The following is a 21,777-nucleotide window of genomic DNA, read 5'->3' on the forward strand; positions in this document are numbered from 1 at the left end:
AAATACACTCCCGCTAATGAGTAAATAATCCATTAGTTTTGGGAGTGTATTTTTTAGGGGATTTTTGACCCAGCCCATTTAAATTAATCATTTATATTCAAGCTAAACCAAAACATGCTGCCCTTGCCAATTTCAGATTCAACTCCATACTGCCCACCGTGCAGGTTGATAATTTTTTTCACAATAGAAAGTCCAAGTCCTGTGCCTATGATAGTTCTCGTATGTGACTGTGTTTTTTTATAATAGCGATCCCAAATATAGGGCAAATCACTTTTTTTGATTCCTTCACCATAGTCAATTACTTCTATTCGAACGGTATCTTTTATCGTTATTTGACGAATTTTCACAGCCTGTTCGTTACTGCTGTGCGTAATTGCATTGAGCAATAGATTATAAAAAACTTGGATAATTTTACTTTCATCAGCATATATCTCTACTTTTTCATCATAATCAAACTGAAGCCCATAGCCTTCTTTTTTTACGAGTTCTCTCATGCGAATAATCGTTGATTCTAGTGACTCGGTCAGATTAAATGGTGCTTTCTTTAGCTCGCTTTCTCCTCGTTCTAAAGTGGAAATATCCAATACATCATTAACCAAAGAAGTTAATCTTTTTGTTTCATCCATAATCACTTCAGTCTGTTGGGGAGTAACTTCATCAGGAAAATCATGCATCATCTCCGCATAACTATAAATAAGAGCCAAAGGCGTACGTAAATCGTGTGAAACATTCGCCATCAATTCTTTTCTGAAATCTTCTACCTTAGAAAGTTCTGAAGCTGCTACATTTAACGTATCCGATAATTCTTTGATTTCTAGAAATCCATGGCCTTGAAAATCCGCTTCGTAATTGCCTTCTGTCAACAACTTCGTTCGGGCATTTATTTGTTCTATCGGTTTAGCAATCCGCTTTGAAATAACAATAGCAAGGATCGTTGCTAGTGCCACCATAATTCCCGTTATAATGAACAGTTGCATCTGAAGAGTTGAGATGGTCGCATCAACAGGTGTGATAGAGGCATAAAAAGTTAAAGAAACCTTACTCCCATCATCTAATTCATATTCTTGAACCTTTGTTAAGGTTTCTGATTGTGAACGTTTAGATCTATTTGAAGCAGGATTAAAAGTAAAGGGTGGCGTAAACTGTTCGCTTGGCCTAACTATAATATCCTTATTTAATTTAATTTCATAAATAAGCTCATTCAAATCTGTTTGATTAATTTTTTCTCCTACTAACGTAATCGCATTTTCCATCTCATTTTTTCGGATAATTTTATACATATCACTTAAAAAAACCGTTTGAAAGATCCACAATATAGTAAGTAAGAGTGCACAAAATCCTAAGAGAAAACTGAAAATCCTCCATTGTAATTTAAGTTTATCCATCAAATCGGTACCCCAATCCTCTTATGGTTACAATAAATTTTGCATAAGGACCAATCGATTTTCTTAATAACTTCATATGTGTATCCAATGTTCTATCATCACCCATATAATCATATCCCCATACTCCTGAGAGAATACGTTCTCTAGGAACGGCAATATTTTTATTATAAATCAAAAAGAATAACAGTTCATATTCTTTAGGTGCTAAATTGACCTGTACACCATTAATAAATACCTGGTATGCAGTCATGTCTACTTTAAAATGCTCTTTTTCAAAAATAATATGATCCTCAGTATCATCTTTTGCAGTGTTATTTTTTTCAACCCTACGTAAGATAGCGTTAACTCTTAGCATAATTTCCTTTGAAGAAAAGGGCTTGACTACATAATCATCTACACCTAACTCAAAACCTAGGACTTTATCGTATTCTTCTCCACGAGCAGTTAGCATAATTACAGGTACATCAGATGATTTACGAATTTCCTTTACTGCAGAGAAACCATCGAGTTCTGGCATCATCACATCCATGATGATGATATCAAATTCAGTTTTTTTGAATATCTCAACAGCTTCCATTCCATTACTTGCTTCAGTAACCTCATAACCTTCAAAAAGTGCATAGCGTTTTAGTACGGTACGGAGTCCTGCTTCATCGTCACATATTAAAATTTTAGCCATTTTACAATCAGTCCCTTCCTAAATTCGCTCTTATTAATTCTATCAGATTCCTAAATATTCATCTCTTTTGAATGGTTTGGTTGATTAGTGGTTTCATCTGGCCATTTGTTTTGAAATTGCATTACGCTACTTTTTACTTCATCCTATAATAAAACGGTCATCTTTTCACTCTTGCAGTTCTATCGTTTTTTATTATGATTTAAAAAATCTGCCTTTTTGTTAATCTTTCAGAGAATAGCCATCTTTTACTATGTTTAGTAGTTTCAGGCCGACTCATTACCTATTTTAGCGTTTTCTCCATAAAAAAAATACACCTATCATCATTTTATATCGTTAGTTTAAATTAAATGTTCAAATACGATAGGAATCCATACAAATTTACCATTAATTACTTTATTATGCTTTAACCGAGAGAATTCATCATTTTATGAGTTTGTATCCTGAAATGGTATTTATTTATCTCTTAGTACATGGAAAAAATATTTTTCCGTCAATGTAGATGTCACTAAGATACAAAACAGAGGGGTTATATATGTTGAATTTACGCAATAATCAACTAATTTTTAATAAAAATGTTTTATGAATGATTTAGGGTGAAACGAGTTATTAAAAATCATCAATTTCATAAAGAAAGTACAGTAAACCGCTTGCTGCTCTGTAAGTTAGTCAGAACGGCAAGCGATTTATTTGTTTTTTTGCGTTTAAAGCTAATGGGAATGATGAGAATCAGTGAAAGCATCAATCTAAATGAGAACGAGGAGACCAATATAAATACCCTGACATATCTAAAAAGAGAAAGTGAATACTGTTAGAAAGTGAAGAGTTTAATGAGTCGGATTTGATATAAACGGATTCTGATTTTCAATAGATTTAACCCGTGAAACACTTAGAATTAAGGTGTTTTTGACTGGTTCAGTCATTCGAAGCAAACCGTTAAACATACTGATTTTTCAAAGGTCCTTGTAAGATATTGTGAATAAATTCCCGTTACTATTTACTTTAATGAAAAACAATCATATAATTGGTAATGAAAATCATTCTCAATTACGGGGAACGGGTCAATTGTAAATTTTAGGGTTAAATACTACCTATTTAATCGTTTAGTTCTAGATAAAATGGATTGAAAGAGAGTATGTGAAAATAAAAAGGCGATGTGTTTTGGAAAGGATGATATTATGGAAGTGTATGACGTGACAATAATTGGAGGAGGAACTGCGGGGCTTTATAGTTCCTTTTACTCAGGATTGCGCGCGATGGAAGTTCAGTTGCTTGAAGCTCAGCCCTATCTGGGGGTAAGTTGAACTTATATTCTGAAAAGATTGTCTGGGATGTGGCTGGGATTCCACCAATGCCTGCTGGCCAATTTATCCAACATCTGATTGATCAAGCAAAAACCTTTCACCCGAAGATTCGTACAAGTGAAAAAGTTAATGGGATAAAAAAATAGCAGATGGAAATTCTCAGATATATACGACAAAAGGAAAAACTTATTTAACTAAAACACTTTTACTAGCGATGGGAACCGTGTCAACCTATGCCGATATCTGAAATCAAAAGTGGAGAGAGTTTGGAAACAATATGTAACGGAATAAAAAATTAAGCCATACAAAATTAAGCAATTTAATGGAGGAAAAAAAATGAATAGGATAAAAATGACGAAATACTTAGGACTTCTTACAGCTTTAACATTTTTACTGGGCGGATGTGGACAGACAGATTCTACAAAAGATCAAACGAATAAAGAATCTACAGAACAGGCAGAAGTAACAACTTTTCCGTTAACGCTGGATAATTACACCGTATCTTCAGAAGGTGCCGAATTTTCTGGAAAAGAAATAACGTACGAATCTCGTCCGGAATCCATCGTTGCCAATAACCAGGGAACGGCAGAATTGTTGCTTCAACTTGGATTAGCTGAAGATATCAAAGGCGTAGCCGCATTATACGGCGAAGGCGACGAAACAGTAGCGGAGGATTTCTCCAGCATACCAGTTCTGGCGGAAGGATATGTTGGGAAAGAATTGGTGGTTGGTGCTGACCCAGATATCGTTGTTGGACGAGGCCAACTATTTGCAAGTACGGAATGGGGAACCGGAACGGTTGAAGAATTAAATGAGCTAGACATTCAAACCTATATTCAAGCAACTTCGACGAGTGATGCAACGTTTGATGATTTGTATGTAGACATTGAACAGTTAGGGAAATTATTTGCAGTTGAAGAGAGCGCACAGAAATTTTCAGATGATGTGCAGTCACGCATGGAAGAAATAGTCGCGGGCGTTCCTGATAACCAGGAGACGTTGGATTATGCTTACATCTTTGGGGCAGAAGGCACTAACGTGAATGTTTATAGTGGTGCAGTAGACACGTACTTAAACGATGCGTTGAGCTATATGGACTTGAACAATGCGTTTGCAGACGCAACGGGCGAAATCAGTGTTGAAGCGTTACTTGAAGCTAATCCGGATATATTATTATTGGTCAACTATACTGGCGGACGCGCTCCCGAAGAAAGCCTAGCGGATCTGAAAGCTAATGACGCACTTTCAAGTCTGACAGCTATTCAGGAAGATCGCGTTTATACCATAGATTACAATCAGTTTTGGAGCTACGGGTACCAAATTTTAACCGGTATGGAACAACTCAGCACCGAATTGTATTCAACAAATTAACGTATCACGAGGAAGGAAGAAAGTGATGAACCGCATCGACAAACAACGTCAATTATTTTATATAAGTTTACTCCTGTTTACCGTATTGATTATTTTTTCGGTGGGAATTGGTGTTACGGTCGGACAAGTCGCGGTACCTCTCACAGAATCTTTTCAGATCCTAACCAAAAATCTTTCAGGAGGACTAATTGGCGATTTATCTAATCTTTCCTCTGATGCCTATGAGAATATCATCTGGCAAATCCGTTTTCCGAGAGTACTATTAGCGATGCTCACGGGTATGGGATTATCATTAGCCGGTGCAGTCATGCAAACAACGGTCCAGAACCCGCTTGCAGATCCTTATATTTTGGGGATTTCGTCTGGGGCTTCTCTAGGCGCAACGTTTGCTATAATGATTGGCTTTGGTGGAACCAGCATACTGGCTCAGTTGGGTTTATCTTTTTGGGCATTCCTAGGTGCTGTGACAGCCGCTTTTCTTGTCTTACTTTTATCGAATGTTGGCGGACAGGTGAATTCCATCAAACTGGTTTTATCCGGAATGGTATTAAATGCGCTGTTTACAGCGTTTTCCAATTTCATCATTTATATAGCCAACGATGCAGAAGGTATTCGTTCGGTGACTTTTTGGATGATGGGAAGTTTGGCAGGAGCAAGTTGGTCCACACTGCCCTTAATTGCCACGGTTGTCTTGATTTGTTTTCTGTTCTTCTTAACACAAGAACGCACGTTAAATATCATGCTATTGGGTGATGAAGCAGCAATCACGCTCGGAGTCAACTTAAATTTTTACCGTAAATTGTATTTAGTCATTGCTGCGATTCTGACAGGTATCATAGTTGCGAATAGCGGAATGATTGGCTTTGTTGGATTGATTATTCCACATATGATCCGTGGAATCGTCGGATCCAATCATCGATACTTTTTGCCATTATCTGTTCTTTCAGGATCTTTATTCATGGTATGGTCTGATATCTTGTCTCGCATCATCCTGCCAACGGTTGAATTACCCATTGGTATTTTGACATCGTTAATCGGCGCACCACTGTTCATTTATATTTTTGTTAAAAAAGGCTACGAGTTTGGAGGGTAAGAATGAATTTAACTGTTGATAACGTATCGGTATCTATTGCTTCCCAGCAAATTATAGAAGACATCTCCTTGCATGTTAGTCAGCATCAATTTGTCGGTTTGATTGGACCGAACGGCTGCGGGAAATCGACTTTATTGAAAAGTGTTTCGAAAATACTTGAACCCGATAGGGGAATCATTACTTTGGATGGCGACAATATTCAGAAACTCTCAAACAAACAGCTTGCAAAAAAATTAGGCGTAGTGGGACAGTTTCACCAAATCAATTTTGACTTTTCCGTCCGTCAGATGTTACTGCTCGGACGCTCACCGCACAAAGGTTTAATGGAGAGAGATAACGCGCTAGATTATGAAATTGTTGAAAAAGTTCTTCACCAAATGGAATTGGAAAACCTCGCTGATAGAAGTTTTTTGTCACTGTCAGGAGGGGAAAAGCAGCGGGTGATTTTAGGCAGAACTTTGGTGCAGCAACCTAAATTTCTAGTTTTAGATGAGCCTACCAACCATTTGGATATCAAACACCAATTGAGTATTTTAAAAACAGTCAGTTCCCTGCCCATTGGTGTATTGGCTGCTTTACATGATTTGAATTTAGCTTCACGCTTTACGGATTATTTGTATGCTATGAAAGACGGAAGAATAATTAAAGAAGGAACGCCTGAAGAAGTGTTAACGGAAGTGGTTATTAAAGAACTGTATGAAGTCGACTGTCGGACATATACTAATCCTATTTTAGGTAAACAGACCATTGAATTTCTATAAAAACCATAAATTTCAAATTAGGATTACCTTTACAGTATACTAAAACCCTAATCTTAAGTTTAACAAGGTCTCACTAATGTCACCTTCGTTGATTCGAATAGAACGTTTCATAAATGTTTCGTTGCTATGACCAAAGATTTCCATTAACGTGGCCATATCTTTGGTCTTTTTGTAGCGATGGTGGCCAAAAGCACTTCATAGCGTGTGCGTACTGATAGCATCGTGACTCAATAGCTTAGCAATCTTTTGAAACATTTGATAGAGACCGTATTCACTTCCAAATGAATGCCTTTGGTACTTGGAAACAAACAAGCTTCTGATTCTAAGTTTTTTTAGTGTACTCTTCAATCAAGTCTTGCACACTACTCAAATACGAAATGGGAGTTTTTTCTGTCTTTTTTCGAAAATACGTGGATTTTTAGATGAAATAATAGCTTTTTTCGTTAATTTAACAATACCGGACATGCTTGAACCACTGTTAATCCTGATTAAAAATAGGAAAACATCCCAATTAATCATTTTATTAGGTCTTAACTTAAATAAAAAGTTATTTATTTCTTGTTGTGTTCGTAATGGGTGCACATTGTAACTCATTGAAATAACCTCTTCTCTCACAAAAAAGATAAACGATTTCATTCAGCATATTACATAAGCATGTATTAAAAGGGCGTATAAAAAAAGAACCCACTCTGAGGAAGTCAAAATTCAGAGGAGGTCAAATCTAAAAATAGTTAGAAAACGGTATTATCAAGTGTATTATGTGTATTTAATTCAGTGATTTTACCTGATTCGAGATAAACAATCCATTCGCATAAATTTGTCACGTAATCGCTGATACGCTCCAGATTTCCGGCTACAAAAATGTAATTAGCTGCACCAAATACTAACTCAGGATCTTTCTTCATTTCATCTAATGTTCTTTTTTGTAATTCGAAAGCAAGCTGATCGATTTTGTCGTCTTTTAGAGCGATTTTTTTAGCTTCTGCTACATCTGCTTCGATGAAAGCAGTTAAAGAACGTTCAACTAATTTCTTAACTTTTTCAGCCATTACCGCTAAGTCATTTTCAATATCTAAATTCTTTTTATTCCCTTTAACACGAATCGTTGCTTTGGCAATGTTAACCGCATGGTCTCCCATGCGTTCTAAATCGGCACAAGCCTTCATAATAGTAATGATACGACGTAAATCACTGGTTACGGGCTGTTGCAAGGCAATGAGCTCAATGGATTTGGTTTCGATTTTTACTTGTTGTTCATTGATCAGGTGATCGTTATTCACAACTTTTTCAGCTATGGCTTTGTCATGGGCAACAAACCCCTTAACAGATATATAGATTGATTCAGATACCATTAATCCCATCTGATAAAACTGTGAATGCAGATTGTTTAGTTCTTCTTCGAATACTTTTCTCATGAAATAGACCACCTCTTATTTTTTTGAAATGTTATGCGTTTATTTGATTCTAATGGAAGTTGCTGTTTAGCCGAACTTACCTGAAATATAATCATCTGTTCGTATGTCCTTAGGATTGGAATACATTTTTTCTGTTGAATCAAATTCAATGATTTCTCCATTTAAAAAGAAAGCTGTTTTATCCGATATTCGAGCAGCTTGTTGCATGTTATGTGTGACGATGATAATGCTGTAATTTTTCTTGAGTTCATGAATCAAGTCTTCTATTTTGGCAGTGGATAACGGATCGAGCGCTGAGGTCGGTTCATCCATCAGTATGACTTCTGGTTCTACAGCTAAAGCTCGAGCGATGCAAAGACGTTGCTGCTGACCTCCAGAAAGACCAAAGGCATTTTCACTTAATCTGTCTTTTACTTCATTCCATAACGCAGCACCTTTCAAGCCTCTTTCAACAACCTCATCTAGCGTCTTTTTATCTTTAATCCCGTGAATACGGGGTCCATAAGCGACATTATCATAGATGGATTTAGGGAAAGGATTTGGTTTTTGAAAAACCATCCCAACCTCTGTACGTAAAGCTTCTACTTTAGCGTCGGATTTAAAAATATCCTCATTGTTATAGTGGATGGAGCCTTTCATTTTTACAGAAGGAACGAGTTCCACCATCCGGTTCAATGTTTTAATAAACGTTGATTTACCACATCCAGAGGGTCCAATTATTGCAACAACCTGTTTTTCAGGTATATCAATTGAGATATCTTTTAGTGCCTGTGTATCACCATACCATAAGTTGAAATTTTTGACGGAATAGACAGACTGAATAGTTTCTTCTTTATTCATTATTTACCTCCTACATTAATAACGTTTCGAGTATTTATTACGAATAGCAATAGCCAGCGAATTCATCACAATTAAAATAATGAGTAAGACAATGCTTCCGGCGGCGGCTACTGCTTGAAACTCTGCCTGGGGTCTGCTTGCCCAGCTGAAAATTTGAATAGGTAAAACAGTAAAGCCATCTAATACAGAAGTTGGGGTATAGGCAATAAATGTCATTGCGCCAATCATCAACAGAGATGCTGTTTCACCGACACCTCTAGATAAGGATAGAATCGCTCCAGTTAATATTCCGGGTGTGGCTGCTGGAAGGACAACGGTTCGAATAATCTGCCATTTGGTTGCACCCATTGCATAAGCGGCCTCATACTGTTCTTGTGGAATAGACCGTATGGCCTCTTTTGAAGCGACGACTATAACCGGTAAAATAAGCAGAGACATGGTTAATCCTCCAGCTAAAATACTTCTGCCCATTCCTAATATTCGAACAAATACTGTCAGACCAAGTAAACCAAATACAACGGAAGGCACTCCTGCTAAGTTTGCTATATTCAGTTCGATAAAACGGGTAAATTTATTTTTCGGTGCGTATTCTTCTAAATAAATGGATGTACCTACACCTAATATTAGAGAAACTGGTATCGTGATAGACATGACCCAGGTAGTTCCGAGGATTGCAGCTTTAATTCCCGCATCTTCAGGTCTTCTTGATGCATAATTAGTGAAGAAATCAGTATTTAAATAGCCAATCCCTTGTGTAACAATTCGTATAATTAGTGTAGCTAGTACGATCATCCCAAAAAGAGTAGCTGTAAAGAAAATTCCTTTGGCTAGTTTGTTTTTTGTAATTCTTTTAGATATTTGTTTTTCATCAGGTACAACAATTTTGTTTTTCATTAGTAAACCTCCCTATATCGGCGGGAAATATGATTGGCAAAGACATTCATGACTAAAGTAAAGAGGAACAGAGTCATCCCTACCGCATAAATACTATAATAAATAGTCGATCCAAACGTTGCATCCCCCATGCTGACTTGAACAATATAAGCAGTCATTGTCTGAATTGATTCAGTGGGAGTAAAACCTAAGTTTGGTGTGGATCCTGCTGCAGTGGCGACAATCATTGTTTCACCGATTGCACGTGATAGGCCTAAAACAAGCGAAGAAACAATCCCGCTAAGTGAGCCGGGAATAACAATTTTCAAAGCAACTTCTAAACGTGTTGCGCCTAAGGCCAATGCGCCCTCTCGCATGGACTGGGGAACAGCATTCATCGCTTCTTGAGATAACGAAGTAATCTGGGGAATAATCATAATTCCTACAACTATACCCGGGCTTAAGGCATTAAAAATAGGTAAATCTGTAACGAACGTTCGTAATAAAGGTGTAACAAACGTTAAAGCAAACAACCCATAGACAACGGTCGGAACACCGGCTAATACTTCCAAGATAGGTTTCAATACTTTACGTTTTTGATCACTGGCGTATTCACTCAAATAAATGGCTGCAGCTAAACCAATGGGGATAGCAACTACCATTGCAATTGCAGCAATGGTGAATGTGCCGGAAATTAATGGCCAAATACCATAACTGGGATCATTCCCGAAAAATGGGTACCATTCTGTACCGGTTATGAAATCAATAAAAGAGACCTGAGTAAAAAACAAAAAGGTTTCTCTGAATAAAGTGAAAATGATTCCTACCGTTACAAGAATGGAGAGAGAAGCCATGAGTAAAAATAAGTTAGGCATTAATTTCTCGATTTTATTATGAGAGGATTGTTTAGCTCTATTTTGTTTAATCCTTTCACGTATAGTTGATTGCATGATGTAACACTCCTTAGACATAGGCAAAATGTCCATCGAGTGAGTCCGCGATGGACATTTTGCTGTATATTAATCTTTGCTATAACTATTTCTTACAAGTTTTAATAGTAATCACTGTTTTTTTCTGAAAGGTATAAAAATTTATCTTAAACCTTCAAGCGTTTCTAGACCATCCGTATAAATGGAATCATCTAGCGCTACGTATCCAACTTCAGTAGCCATTTCTCCGGCCATTTCCAATGTGTACTTAGCAAATTCATAAGCCGTATCATTTTCTACAATAGATTCGTTATTTACATAGAAGAATAACGGTCTAGATAGGGGTTCGTAAGTGCCGTTTTGAACGGTCTCATCTGACGGTGTTACGACTTCTCCATTATTATTTTCGATGGGAACAATTTTAACGGTATCTTGGTTTTCTGCGTAATATGCATATCCAAAGTAAGCTAATGCATTTTCAGATCCCTTAGCACCTTGAACCAGCACATTATCGTCTTCTGATAAAGACGCTTCTTTATCAATTTGCTCTCCGTCTAAGATGATTTCATCGAAATAATCGTATGTCCCAGAATCTGCCCCTGGGCTAAATAATAGAATTTTTTCATCTGGCCAGCCTTCTCTTACATCTGCCCATGTTTCGACGTCACTTTCTTCTAACCAAATGGATTTCAGTTCGTCAAGAGTTAAATAATCTACCCAATCATTTTCCGGATTAACAACGACTGATAATCCGTCAAGAGCTATTTGGAATTCAGTGTATTCAATACCTGCGTCCGCAAGCAAAGCGGCTTCTTCTTCTTTCATTGGTCGAGAAGCATTCGTGATATCTGTTTCTCCAGCGATAAATTTTTCCATTCCTCCGCCAGTCCCCGATACACCAATAGTTGCTCGAGCTTCTGGGTTTGCAATAGAGAATTCTTCAGCTACACCCTCCATAATTGGAAAGACGGTCGATGATCCGTCAACCTGAACTGAACCAGTAATGCCTTCAGTTGTTTCGTCAGTCGATGTGTTTCCACATGCTGCTAAGAGAAGTACCATACTTAGTGATGCACCAATTTTTGCCAAGCCACTCATTTTCATATAAAATCCCTCTTTCTCTTTATAAGTTGAACATCTCCTGTTCATACTTTCATAATAAACGACTAACATTAATTCCATGTAAATTGAATGTAAGGATTATGTAAATATTCATGATAGTTGAATTGGTGTACAAGTATTTCTTATATAAATATACTTAATGTGACCTAAACTTAGTTGAACCAGTAGGCTATTTAGCCTGTCATTGCTTTAAATAATAATAATTACGTCATTCAATTTAATTATAGATAATTCATGCTTTTTGATATCCTACTTAAAAGTATGATAGATATTACTCTTTTACTTGTTTTTTTTTACACCTAAGAGGCGTGAAAAAAGAACCCTAATCTGTTATGGTTAAAGCGCCTAAACTAAACCATGAAAAGGGTTTTCTCAATGGTTACATTGCATGGAAATGGCTTGAATTTCAATGCTACTATTTTGATTTCAAATAATGGTGGTAAGTATTGTAGATAGTAAATTATTGATTTACAAGATTAAATAATGTTCTTTGTAAGCTAGTACTTGAAATTGAAAGGGACATTAATAGGGTGATTGACTAAAGTTAGCCAAACTTAATAATTGAGAGAATTTTTTTTTGAGGAAAGCAGCTATATTCAGCCACTTTAACCAGGTGAGTACAATTTGAAAGGAAACGCTTTCCGTTTTTTGGATTCTATTATCGTTGAGATGGAAGCGATTTCCGAGTATGCTAAAAGCAGGAGGTAAGGGAACGTGTTGGATAAAGAATTTATTAATTTGTTTACTGAAAAGACAGTAACGCAGTTACTGAATGAAAAGGATTTAAAATTATTAACAGGCCTTGGCAGAAAAAGACTTTCTAAGAATATTGATTTGTTAAATTTAACGTATTTGTTCAATCAAGAGGAAGTATTACAAATCAATCATTTTGATTTAACTAATATTAATATCGAAAGAGTTTTGCTGGATTATAGTGATAGTTTTGTATTACCTGATGACTTTCGGAAAATGTTGCTTTACTTAATCATTTATATTCAAGTGGATGCCTACTCAATTTTAGTATTGCAAGAAAGCTTGGACGTTAGTCGTAATACAATTATCACTGATTTAAAAAAACTAAATAATGACTTAGAAAAAGTTACAGTTCAGTACGATCGGAAAAAAGGATATGTCTTGAAAGGTACTGAATTAGAAATTCGTAAGTACGCGTTGTTTTATATTTTCACTTTATACAAAGAGTTAGAGCCCAAAACAATATTAATTGAAAGTTGTGGTCTTTCTCAAAATTATTTCAATGACTGGTTGGAGCAAACTTACAGTAGCATTAAGGTGAGCAAGCTTGATATTATGACAGGGCAAGTCGCAGAGATTGTTATTTTTATTTTAATTACTAGTTCAAGAAATAAAAATAGTGAAAATAAACTAGAATTTTTGATTGAACCAGAGTATTTACCCAATCAGAAATACTTGAATTTTTCCAATAGTTATCGGGAATTATTTTCAGATCAAACCGAATTAAATTATTTATCTCTAATCTTTTCGGCAATTTCACAGGAAGAACTAACTGAAGATAGTAATATTTTTTCTCAAATATTTATCGAGTTTTTAACAATGTTCAATGTTATTTCCGGGATTGATGTCTTAAATTATCAAGCTTTGGTGACTCGTTTGAGGCTACATTCGCTTGCGATGATGTATCGTGAAAAATACTTTATTTTCCTTAATAATGAATTAATTGAAGAGATTGCTGAGTCAAATAAATCTTTAAATAACGTGTTACAAGAAGCTGTTAGCCCAATTGAAGAAGAAATCGGTAAACCTATTAGTAAAACAGAAATTGGTTATCTCATAGCAATTATTGAATCTTATTTACAAAGTAAAAATGAACAGTTTACCTTGCTGCGAGCGATTATTTTATGTCCTAATGGCACTACGTCATCTGTTTTATTAAAAAAGGAATTAGAGGAACTATTTCCGGCTATTCAGTTTTCTAAGGCAAGTTCACTAAGTAATTTTAAAGAGATTGATCCTAATGAGTACGACATTATTTTTTCAACAATTGGAGTTAAAACGCAAAAGTATTTGTATATTATTTCTAATTTTTTATCTAACTTTGAAAAACAAAAACTAAAAAAAGAAATTACCGAACAGTTTAACTTACCAACTTTAAAAATTCCATCGTATAAAGAAATTGAAAATTTATTATCTAATCACGAAACAGCAAAGCAATCAACGGGTGATTTATATGATGAATTAGTCGCAATTATAACAAGAAATAGCAAACGTCAAAAGGAGTGGAGTCCAGTGTTAAAAGAATTGCTTACCGAGGATACGATAAAAATGAATGTGAAGGCAACTGATTGGGAAGATGCAATCAGAAAAGGTGGGGAGATTCTGCTTGAAACCGGAGTAATACAAGGAAGTTATGTAGAAGCCATGGTCAAATCAGTAAAATTATATGGCTCCTATATTGTGATTACTCCACATATTGCCTTAGCGCATGCAAGTTCAAATGATGGTGTCAATAAGATTGGATTTAGTTTAATTACCTTGAAAAATGAGATTAAGTTTAATCACGAAGAAAATGATCCGGTGAAAGTTGTTATCACATTAGCGGCTACGGATCAGTCAACGCACTTAAAAGCCTTATCTGAATTAATGGAGTTGCTAGGTGATGAGAACTTTTTGAAAATTGCTTACGATCCGAAAGCTGAGAAACAAGATATTTTAACATTAATACAGGATTTGAAGGAGTGCTAATGATGAAAGTAGGAATTAAGCAACGGATTGAATTACTACAAGGGATTAATGATGAAAATTATAATCAAATGCAAAAAATTGCTGATGTCATTGTTACAACGATTCGCAATGGAGGCAAAGTCTTATCAGCCGGGAATGGTGGTAACGCAGCAAATGCTCAGCATATTACTGGTGATATTGTTGGTCGTTACAAAATCGAGCGTAAAGCTTATGCAGCAATGACTTTAACAGTTGATTCTTCAGTTATGACTGCCATTGGAAATGATTATGGTTACGATGAAGTATTTGCCCGTCAGGTTGAAGGGTTAGGAAAAGAAGAGGATATACTAATTATTTTAAGTTCTAGTGCTCACTCGCCTAACCTAGTGAAAGCTGTTACTAAGGCTAAGGAGTTAGGACTAATAGTGATTGGTTTCTTAGGAAACAATGGTGGGAGCTTAAAGGATAGTTGTGATTACAGTTTGTGTATTGCACCAAAAGATTCAGACTTAGCAGAAGAATACGCTATGACAATGAATCATATGATTTTAGAAGAAGTTGAAAATCAATTAGTTAACGGATAAGTTAGTAAAAAATAGAAAAAGAAAAGAGGAAATAATAATGAAGATTCTAACAGTATGTGGCATGGGCTCAGGTTCAAGTTTAATTTTGAAAATGAACGTTGATAAGATTTTAGGTGATTTTGGGGTAGATGCCGATGTGGAAGTTTGCGATTTAGGATCAGCTAAAGGAACCCAAGCAGATTTAATTATTTCAACAACGGGTTTTAAGAGTCAGCTAGAAGATATTGCCACCGAAAAGATACTTATTACAAATGTCATAAATAAAGAAGAGTTAACGGTTGCCCTTAAAGAATACTTTAATAAGTAAGATTTTGAAGAATAGTGGTAAATAAAAGAAAGACAAAATAGAAGAGGAGTGTTTTAATAATAAATTTTATTTATAGCTTTTTTAATCAACCAGCTATTATTATTGGTTTAATTGCTTTAATTGGTCTTGTGGCTTTAAAAAAACCGTTCTCTAAAATCTTAACGGGTACTCTTAAAACTGTGATTGGCTTTTTAATTCTATCGGAAGGTGGCGGAATTATTGCCTCCGCATTAGACACCTTAGGACCAGCTTTTGAGAATGCTTTTAATATTCAAGGAGTAATTCCTGCCAATGAAGCTGTAATTGGTGTGGCTGAGAATATTCTCGGTAGCGAAATGGCTTTAATCATGGCTTTTGGTTTTGTCTTTAATATCATAATTGCACGTTTTACTAAATTAAAATATATTTTCTTATCCGGCCACCATGTGTTATTCATGTCAGCCCTACTAGCAGCTGTGTTAGGTACGATTGGTTTTAGTGGCTTTGAATTAGTGGCCGTCGGTTCGATTTTCTTAGGAGCGGTCATGGCGATTTCACCAGCTATCGTTCAACCGTTTTACCGTAAAGTAACTGGTAATGATGATATAGCTATGGGTCACTTTAATGCCCTTTCTTATAGTCTATCTGCTTTAGTTAGTGGTGTCACTGGAAATAAAAAAAAGTCAACAGAAGATATTAAAGTCCCTGAGCAATTAAGCTTCTTCCGTGATAATACTATCTCAACAGCAATTGTTATGATGTTAATTTATGTTGTAACCTTTCTGTTTGCAGATGCTAGTGTCATTAATGAAATGTCTGGTGGAGATAATGTTGTAATCTATGCTTTAATGCAAGGACTTAAATTTACAGCGGGCTTCGTGATTGTACTTCAAGGTGTTCGGATGATGTTATCTGAAATTGTACCAGCCTTCAAGGGGATCTCTGATAAAATAGTTCCAAATGCAACGCCAGCATTAGATGTACCAGTTATCTTTCCATTCGCACCAAATGCTGTTCTAATTGGTTTCTTATCTTCAGTTGTTGGAGGTTTTATTGTTTTCTTAATCTTACCATTCACAAACTTGCCAGTAATTATTCCTGGTTTAATCCCTCTATTCTTTGTTGGAGCGGGCGCTGGGGTATTGTCAAATGCTACTGGTGGTTTAAGAGGAACCATAATTGGTGGGATATTTAATGGTGCACTGTTGATATTCTTACCGGCTTTATTGTTACCATTAATGGGTGAATTAGGTTTTGCTAACTCAACTTTCGGAGATACAGATTTTGCTGGTGTCGGTATTTTACTAGGTTACTTAGGCAATTTATTTGGTAAAACTGGTATTTATGTCTTGTTGTTAGTATTAGTAACATATTTATCAGGATCTGCTTACCGCCAAGTTAGTAGCGGAAAATTACAACAAGAACAAGTAAAAGAAGATTAATATGTTTAAAGACTTCATCTCAAACTATCAATCGGAATATATATCGACTTTGGAAAATCTAGAACAAAATTCACTAACAGAATTACTAAGTTTAGTTGAAAATGCTATGATTAAAGGTCAAAATGTCTTTGTTTTAGGTAATGGTGGAAGCTCTGCTTCTGCCTCTCACTGGGTTTGTGATTTTAACAAAGGAGTGGGTTTAGAAAAGAGAGAGCTTAAGGCTCGATTCATCTCTTTGACAGACAATGTACCAGTAATGACAGCATATGGTAATGATATCTCTTATAGCAAAGTTTTTGTGGAACAATTAAAGAACTTGATCAGAAAAGATGACTTAGTCATTTCTTTATCAGTTTCAGGTAATTCAGAAAATTTAGTTTTAGCTCAAAATTATGCTAAAGATCAAGGGAATAAAACAGTTTGTATTACTAATAACCAAGGAAATTTATTAAGGGAGAGTGCTGATTTGATGATTTCAGTTCCTTCAGAAAATTATGGCATTGTTGAAGATGTTCATATGTATATTTGTCATGTACTATCTCAATATATCGCTCAAAAATAGTGAAATATTCTAATTTTAAAAAAAGATTGCAAAATAATTTTGATTGTATGTAATCAAAGATTAAAAAAGTATAAAACAAGAAGGAGAAAATATGTTTGATAAAATTGATGGTTTAGCAGTTAACACAATTCGCACTTTGAGTATTGAAGGTGTACAAAAAGCTAATTCTGGACATCCTGGTTTGCCAATGGGTGCTGCTCCTATGGCATACGTATTATGGACAAAACAAATGAAAGTAAATCCTAAGCATTCTCAGTGGTTTAATAGAGATCGTTTCGTCTTATCTGCGGGTCATGGTTCAATGCTTCTTTATAGTTTACTGCATTTATCGGGCTATGATGTATCTATAGAAGATATAAAACAATTCCGTCAATGGAATAGCAAGACACCAGGCCATCCAGAAGTCCATCATACGGATGGTGTTGAAGCAACCACTGGTCCCCTCGGTCAAGGTATTGCTAATAGTGTTGGATTAGCAATGGCAGAAGCACATTTATCCGCAACATACAATAAACCAAACTATAAAGTTGTTGATCATTATACTTACGTTCTTTGTGGAGACGGAGACTTGATGGAAGGCGTTTCTTCTGAAGCAGCTAGTTTAGCAGGTCACTTAAAGCTTGGTAAGTTAGTTGTTTTATATGATTCAAATGATACTTCATTAGATGGTCCTATCTCTAAATCCTTTACAGAGAATGTAGGGAAACGTTTTGAAGCTTATGGTTGGGAACATATTTTAGTTAAAGATGGTAATAATTTAAATGAAATCAATCAAGCAATTGAAAAAGCAAAACAAAATACTGAACAACCAACATTAATTGAAGTGAAAACGGTTATTGGCTTTGGTTCTCCAAATGCAGGGACACATAAAGTTCATGGTTCACCTCTTGGTTTAGAAGGAATCGAAGCTGCTAAAAAAGTTTATGGTTGGGAAGATAAAGACTTTTTTGTTCCCAATGAGGTTGCTGATCGGTTCCACCAAACAATTGGAAAAACAGGCGAGAATGCAGAAAAAGAATGGAAAGAAATGTTAGAAGATTACCGTAAAGAATACGTAGATTTAGCAAGCAAATTTGAAAGAGCTCTGTCTGGGGAACTACCAGTTAATTTGTACAGTGAATTACCAATTTTTGATATAATGGATAAAGCGGCTGCTTCCCGTAAAACAAGCAGTCAAATATTGAATTTAATTGCCAAGAAAGTTCCTAATTTGTGGGGTGGATCAGCTGACTTGTCATCTTCCAATAATACGATAATCGATGGGGAAAAAGACTTTCAAGCTGGTCAATATGAAGGGCGAAACATTTGGTATGGTGTACGCGAATTTGCAATGACAGCAGCAGCAAATGGAATTGCTTTGCATGGAGGATTAAGAACTTATGTGGGGACGTATTTTGTTTTTACAGACTACTTAAGGGCTGCTATACGTCTTGCAGCTATTTCTCATTTGCCTGTAACTTACATCTTTACGCATGATTCAATTGCAGTAGGAGAAGATGGTCCAACTCACGAACCGGTTGAACAGTTATCTAGTTTGCGTGGAATGCCCAATTTATCTGTTATCCGCCCAGCTGATGCGAATGAAGTTGTAGCTGCTTGGGAACTAGCACTAAATTCTAGTGATCACCCAACTGTTCTCGTTTTGACACGTCAAGACTTACCAATTTTACCGAACACGAAAGAAATGGCACGTTCGTTTGTTCAAAAAGGAGCTTATGTATTATCTTCTCAAGAAGGTGAGAGACCCGAGGGGATTTTAATCGCCAGCGGTTCAGAAGTTCAATTGGCTCTAAAAGCCCAAAAAGAACTTAAAGAACAAGGGACGGACGTTTCTGTCGTTTCTATGCCAAGTTTTGATTTATTTGAGAAGCAAGATGATGAATATAAAGAAAGTGTACTACCTTCTGATGTACGTGCAAGATTGTCGATTGAAATGGGAGCAACATTCGGATGGAAACAATATGTCGGTTTAGACGGTTTTGCTTATGGAATTGACCAGTTCGGAGCAAGCGCGCCTGGAGATAAAATAATTAAAGAATATGGATTCACTGTAAAACCTATAGTAAAAGCTTTTAACAAACTTTTATAATAGAAGATAGTATTAATGAGAATATAAAAACTATCGTTTCGAGTATCTTTAACCTGTTTGAAATGAATACCAATAAAAATAAGAATTAATTTTTTTAAGAGAGATTAAAAAATGAAAAGACCCCAAAAAGTAGGTGCATTCCTAACTTTTTGGGGTCTTTTCATAAATATATATTTGAAGGTTCTAGTTATCCCCTCTTATAATTTTTTTTTACAGACGGTTATTTTAAGTGTACCCATAGCAGACAGTAGTAGGCTTGCAGAGTATTGGAATGGTAACAGAAAGAAATAAAGAACCTTGAATTCACAAAGCTCTTGATACATGATTTTGTGTCAATTCATATATGAATTATAAAAGTGCCCCCCCTTTTAAAATGATATCCGATTTTATGTTTTTCATTAATTTAAGGCTGCATAACAGTGTTTTCTTTATCTTTAGGATATCCAATTAGTAATTTTTTTATAAGTTAGCAAAAAATAAAGCAGTAGGAGTAAACGGATTGTACTGTTCTAAGATACTTTCTTTATTCCATAACCATAAAGACTAGTAAGACTTGTTTTAGTAACCGTAGATTAATTAACCATTGGATCTCCAGAAAGATCAAAAATCAACTATTACCCATTTACTGTTAGTGCTATCCTTTCCATCTACTACAGTAGCCATCATAACTTTTCCAGGAACAACTTGATATGTGAAGATTTTTGCTAAATCAGGTTGAACCAATAATTTTTCTACTGTAATATCTTCATCTATAGAAATTAACTAGTGAAGCAATGTCCTATAGATATTTATACAAAAAAATAGCTAGTGGAGTGGAAGAAAAAAAGGGAATTAGACTAATTGATAGTATGAAATAGATTGTTTTTTATCCTTGGAAAAGAGACGGTAGTCACCCTTTTTTTGTCGTCTGAAGTTTAAAATAACAACAATTTCAACCTAAAAAGAGCGAAAACAATAGCTGTTGTTATTATTAGACTTTTATTTTTTTTGACCCTATACTGAAGGTAGAATAGAAAAGGAGGTGAGAGTATGAAAACATTAGATAGTGTTGCTTTGGGTCTGTTAATTGTGGGTGGTTTGAACTGGTTGCTAGTTGGTTTCTTCGAATTTGATTTGGACGCTACGATATTTGGTGGAGAAACATTCCTCTTATCTAAAATCGGCTATATTGTTGTTAGTCTTTGTGCCCTTTATTCAGTAAAGTTCTTTCCCCTAATTACTTTTCAAACAACCTCTCAGTATAGAAAAACATAAACTTCAGACTAATAAAAAAATGACTTTTCATTCTTTTTGCTGTTTGTTTTTCATCGCGGGTACAATTAAAAAAGCGATACTATCGAAATGTACTACATTCCCAAAAAAATAGAGGTTCATTTAAGTAGCGAATGTTTAATACTAAGGAATAAAAATACCTTTGAAAAGAGGCTTATTATGGAGACATCAGTGTTAAAGGTTTTAAATATAACAAAACAGATTAAGAAAAATCAAATTATAAAAGATGTCAGTTTTGATATTAAAAAGGGAGAAATATTGGGTTTTTTAGGACCTAATGGATCTGGAAAAACAACAACTTTAAGAATGATTGTAGGCTTATCAAAGCCTACTTCAGGAGATATAAAAATCTGTGGGTATTCTATTGAAAAAGACTACGTAAAAGCGATGTCTAATGTAGGTTGTATGATAGAAGGCCCCGATCTTTATGATTATATGAGTGGATATAGAAATCTTGAAATATTAGGTAGCATGTCAAAAGGTGTCACTAAGAAGGATATAGATGAAGCTGTAGAATTAGTCGGTATGGGAAATCGGATTAACGATAAAATTAATATTTATTCCATGGGAATGAAACAAAGAATTGGTTTAGCGCAAGCTTTGATTCACAAACCTAAATTATTAGTTTTAGATGAACCGACAAACGGACTTGATCCTCAAGGCATACATGAGTTTAGAGAAATTATAAAAGAGTTAGCTAGAGAAAAAGGCATTTCAGTGTTGATCTCTTCACATTTAATTAGTGAAGTTCAATTGATGTGTGATCGAGTCAGTATTATAAATAATGGAAGTATTATCAAAAATGCATCAATAGATGAAATTTTATCAACTGGTGAAGTTGTTTGGACAGTAGATAATCCAAAAAAGGCACAAGCAGTCCTTAAAAATAATTTTAATGTAGCTTCATCTATTGATGCAAAAAAATTAATAGCGCTAGTTAGCGTAGAAATGCTTTCAGAAATAAATAAGACTTTATTTAATTCAGGTATAGAAATCAAATATGTCGAAAATAAAAAGAGAACGTTAGAAGATTTATTTTTAACACTTACAGATAAACATAAAATCGGGTAAAG

Annotated in this window: 19 protein-coding genes and 1 pseudogene; 12 read left to right on the forward strand and 8 right to left on the reverse strand. The window is 35.3% G+C overall.

Translation table 11 applies throughout. From position 1 onward, the window contains the following. Positions 1-83: 83 nt before the first annotated feature. Positions 84-1,280, reverse strand: a complete 1,197-nt coding sequence (locus tag BR44_RS08070; protein ID WP_169740199.1) for a sensor histidine kinase — start codon at positions 1,278-1,280, stop codon at positions 84-86. 97 nt (positions 1,281-1,377) lie between these two features. Further along, positions 1,378-2,064 carry a response regulator transcription factor gene (locus BR44_RS08075; protein WP_034551781.1) on the reverse strand — a complete coding sequence of 229 codons (687 nt, stop codon included), beginning with the start codon at positions 2,062-2,064 and terminating at the stop codon, positions 1,378-1,380. Positions 2,065-3,361: 1,297 nt separating this feature from the next. Here BR44_RS08075 and BR44_RS11530 point away from each other — a divergent pair. From BR44_RS11530 to BR44_RS08090, 4 genes are all read left to right on the forward strand, one after another. Next, a complete protein-coding gene (locus tag BR44_RS11530; RefSeq protein ID WP_156954924.1) occupies positions 3,362-3,511 on the forward strand; it encodes a hypothetical protein in 150 nt (49 codons plus the stop codon). Positions 3,512-3,701: 190 nt separating this feature from the next. Continuing rightward, complete coding sequence (locus BR44_RS08080) at positions 3,702-4,736, forward strand: ABC transporter substrate-binding protein (RefSeq protein WP_034551782.1); 1,035 nt, start codon at positions 3,702-3,704, stop codon at positions 4,734-4,736. Positions 4,737-4,761: 25 nt separating this feature from the next. Further along, positions 4,762-5,829 carry a FecCD family ABC transporter permease gene (locus BR44_RS08085; protein WP_034551783.1) on the forward strand — a complete coding sequence of 356 codons (1,068 nt, stop codon included), beginning with the start codon at positions 4,762-4,764 and terminating at the stop codon, positions 5,827-5,829. A gap of 2 nt (positions 5,830-5,831) precedes the next feature. Next, entirely contained in the window at positions 5,832-6,590 is a 759-nt protein-coding gene (locus BR44_RS08090; RefSeq protein WP_034551784.1) for an ABC transporter ATP-binding protein, read from the forward strand. 39 nt (positions 6,591-6,629) lie between these two features. Here BR44_RS08090 and BR44_RS08095 read toward each other — a convergent pair. The 6 genes and pseudogenes from BR44_RS08095 to BR44_RS08120 form a co-directional block, all read right to left on the reverse strand. Then, a pseudogene (locus tag BR44_RS08095) lies at positions 6,630-7,184 on the reverse strand (tyrosine-type recombinase/integrase). Positions 7,185-7,321: 137 nt separating this feature from the next. After that, positions 7,322-8,005: a phosphate signaling complex protein PhoU gene (phoU, locus tag BR44_RS08100; protein ID WP_034551786.1), complete on the reverse strand. Its 684-nt coding sequence runs from the start codon at positions 8,003-8,005 to the stop codon at positions 7,322-7,324. Positions 8,006-8,071: 66 nt separating this feature from the next. Then, the gene (pstB, locus tag BR44_RS11535; protein WP_051912618.1) at positions 8,072-8,845 is read right to left on the reverse strand and encodes a phosphate ABC transporter ATP-binding protein PstB; all 774 of its coding nucleotides are present in this window, start codon (positions 8,843-8,845) and stop codon (positions 8,072-8,074) included. Positions 8,846-8,860: 15 nt separating this feature from the next. Next, complete coding sequence (pstA, locus tag BR44_RS11540) at positions 8,861-9,739, reverse strand: phosphate ABC transporter permease PstA (protein ID WP_034551788.1); 879 nt, start codon at positions 9,737-9,739, stop codon at positions 8,861-8,863. Continuing rightward, positions 9,739-10,668 carry a phosphate ABC transporter permease subunit PstC gene (gene pstC / locus BR44_RS08115; protein WP_084676118.1) on the reverse strand — a complete coding sequence of 310 codons (930 nt, stop codon included), beginning with the start codon at positions 10,666-10,668 and terminating at the stop codon, positions 9,739-9,741. Before pstC ends, pstA begins: the two co-directional genes overlap by 1 nt. A 141-nt stretch (positions 10,669-10,809) precedes the next feature. Continuing rightward, positions 10,810-11,751, reverse strand: a complete 942-nt coding sequence (locus tag BR44_RS08120) for a PstS family phosphate ABC transporter substrate-binding protein (protein ID WP_051912619.1) — start codon at positions 11,749-11,751, stop codon at positions 10,810-10,812. Between the two features lie 732 nt (positions 11,752-12,483). Between BR44_RS08120 and BR44_RS08125 the strand changes: the two genes are divergently transcribed. From BR44_RS08125 to BR44_RS08165, 8 genes are all read left to right on the forward strand, one after another. Beyond that, positions 12,484-14,490, forward strand: coding sequence for a BglG family transcription antiterminator (locus BR44_RS08125; protein WP_034551792.1), 2,007 nt, complete (start codon positions 12,484-12,486; stop codon positions 14,488-14,490). A gap of 2 nt (positions 14,491-14,492) precedes the next feature. Then, complete coding sequence (locus BR44_RS08130) at positions 14,493-15,053, forward strand: D-sedoheptulose-7-phosphate isomerase (RefSeq protein ID WP_034551794.1); 561 nt, start codon at positions 14,493-14,495, stop codon at positions 15,051-15,053. Positions 15,054-15,090: 37 nt separating this feature from the next. After that, complete coding sequence (locus tag BR44_RS08135; protein WP_034551796.1) at positions 15,091-15,360, forward strand: PTS sugar transporter subunit IIB; 270 nt, start codon at positions 15,091-15,093, stop codon at positions 15,358-15,360. Positions 15,361-15,428: 68 nt separating this feature from the next. Beyond that, on the forward strand, positions 15,429-16,781 hold the full coding sequence (locus tag BR44_RS08140; protein WP_281173156.1) for a PTS ascorbate transporter subunit IIC: 1,353 nt from the start codon (positions 15,429-15,431) through the stop codon (positions 16,779-16,781). A 1-nt stretch (position 16,782) separates the two neighbouring features. Then, positions 16,783-17,343, forward strand: a complete 561-nt coding sequence (locus BR44_RS08145; RefSeq protein WP_051912622.1) for an SIS domain-containing protein — start codon at positions 16,783-16,785, stop codon at positions 17,341-17,343. Positions 17,344-17,434: 91 nt separating this feature from the next. Next, on the forward strand, positions 17,435-19,432 hold the full coding sequence (gene tkt / locus BR44_RS08150) for a transketolase (RefSeq protein ID WP_034551799.1): 1,998 nt from the start codon (positions 17,435-17,437) through the stop codon (positions 19,430-19,432). Between the two features lie 1,029 nt (positions 19,433-20,461). Beyond that, positions 20,462-20,686 carry a DUF378 domain-containing protein gene (locus BR44_RS08160; RefSeq protein WP_034551801.1) on the forward strand — a complete coding sequence of 75 codons (225 nt, stop codon included), beginning with the start codon at positions 20,462-20,464 and terminating at the stop codon, positions 20,684-20,686. A 177-nt stretch (positions 20,687-20,863) separates the two neighbouring features. Then, the gene (locus BR44_RS08165) at positions 20,864-21,775 is read left to right on the forward strand and encodes an ABC transporter ATP-binding protein (protein ID WP_034551802.1); all 912 of its coding nucleotides are present in this window, start codon (positions 20,864-20,866) and stop codon (positions 21,773-21,775) included. Positions 21,776-21,777: the final 2 nt, after the last annotated feature.

The organism is Carnobacterium funditum DSM 5970, from assembly GCF_000744185.1.
In the GTDB taxonomy this organism is placed as follows: Bacteria; Bacillota; Bacilli; order Lactobacillales; family Carnobacteriaceae; genus Carnobacterium_A; species Carnobacterium_A funditum.

Excerpts from the sequence above, each read along its gene's own strand:
- BR44_RS08070 (WP_169740199.1), bottom strand. The coding sequence starts at position 1,280 with ATGTATAAAATTATCCGAAAAAATGAGATGGAAAATGCGATTACGTTA.
- BR44_RS08075 (WP_034551781.1), bottom strand. The coding sequence starts at position 2,064 with ATGGCTAAAATTTTAATATGTGACGATGAAGCAGGACTCCGTACCGTA.
- BR44_RS08080 (WP_034551782.1), top strand. The coding sequence starts at position 3,702 with ATGAATAGGATAAAAATGACGAAATACTTAGGACTTCTTACAGCTTTA.
- BR44_RS08085 (WP_034551783.1), top strand. The coding sequence starts at position 4,762 with ATGAACCGCATCGACAAACAACGTCAATTATTTTATATAAGTTTACTC.
- BR44_RS08090 (WP_034551784.1), top strand. The coding sequence starts at position 5,832 with ATGAATTTAACTGTTGATAACGTATCGGTATCTATTGCTTCCCAGCAA.
- phoU (WP_034551786.1), bottom strand. The coding sequence starts at position 8,005 with ATGAGAAAAGTATTCGAAGAAGAACTAAACAATCTGCATTCACAGTTT.
- pstB (WP_051912618.1), bottom strand. The coding sequence starts at position 8,845 with ATGAATAAAGAAGAAACTATTCAGTCTGTCTATTCCGTCAAAAATTTC.
- pstA (WP_034551788.1), bottom strand. The coding sequence starts at position 9,739 with ATGAAAAACAAAATTGTTGTACCTGATGAAAAACAAATATCTAAAAGA.
- pstC (WP_084676118.1), bottom strand. The coding sequence starts at position 10,668 with ATGCAATCAACTATACGTGAAAGGATTAAACAAAATAGAGCTAAACAA.
- BR44_RS08120 (WP_051912619.1), bottom strand. The coding sequence starts at position 11,751 with ATGAAAATGAGTGGCTTGGCAAAAATTGGTGCATCACTAAGTATGGTA.
- BR44_RS08130 (WP_034551794.1), top strand. The coding sequence starts at position 14,493 with ATGAAAGTAGGAATTAAGCAACGGATTGAATTACTACAAGGGATTAAT.
- BR44_RS08135 (WP_034551796.1), top strand. The coding sequence starts at position 15,091 with ATGAAGATTCTAACAGTATGTGGCATGGGCTCAGGTTCAAGTTTAATT.
- BR44_RS08145 (WP_051912622.1), top strand. The coding sequence starts at position 16,783 with ATGTTTAAAGACTTCATCTCAAACTATCAATCGGAATATATATCGACT.
- tkt (WP_034551799.1), top strand. The coding sequence starts at position 17,435 with ATGTTTGATAAAATTGATGGTTTAGCAGTTAACACAATTCGCACTTTG.
- BR44_RS08160 (WP_034551801.1), top strand. The coding sequence starts at position 20,462 with ATGAAAACATTAGATAGTGTTGCTTTGGGTCTGTTAATTGTGGGTGGT.
- BR44_RS08165 (WP_034551802.1), top strand. The coding sequence starts at position 20,864 with ATGGAGACATCAGTGTTAAAGGTTTTAAATATAACAAAACAGATTAAG.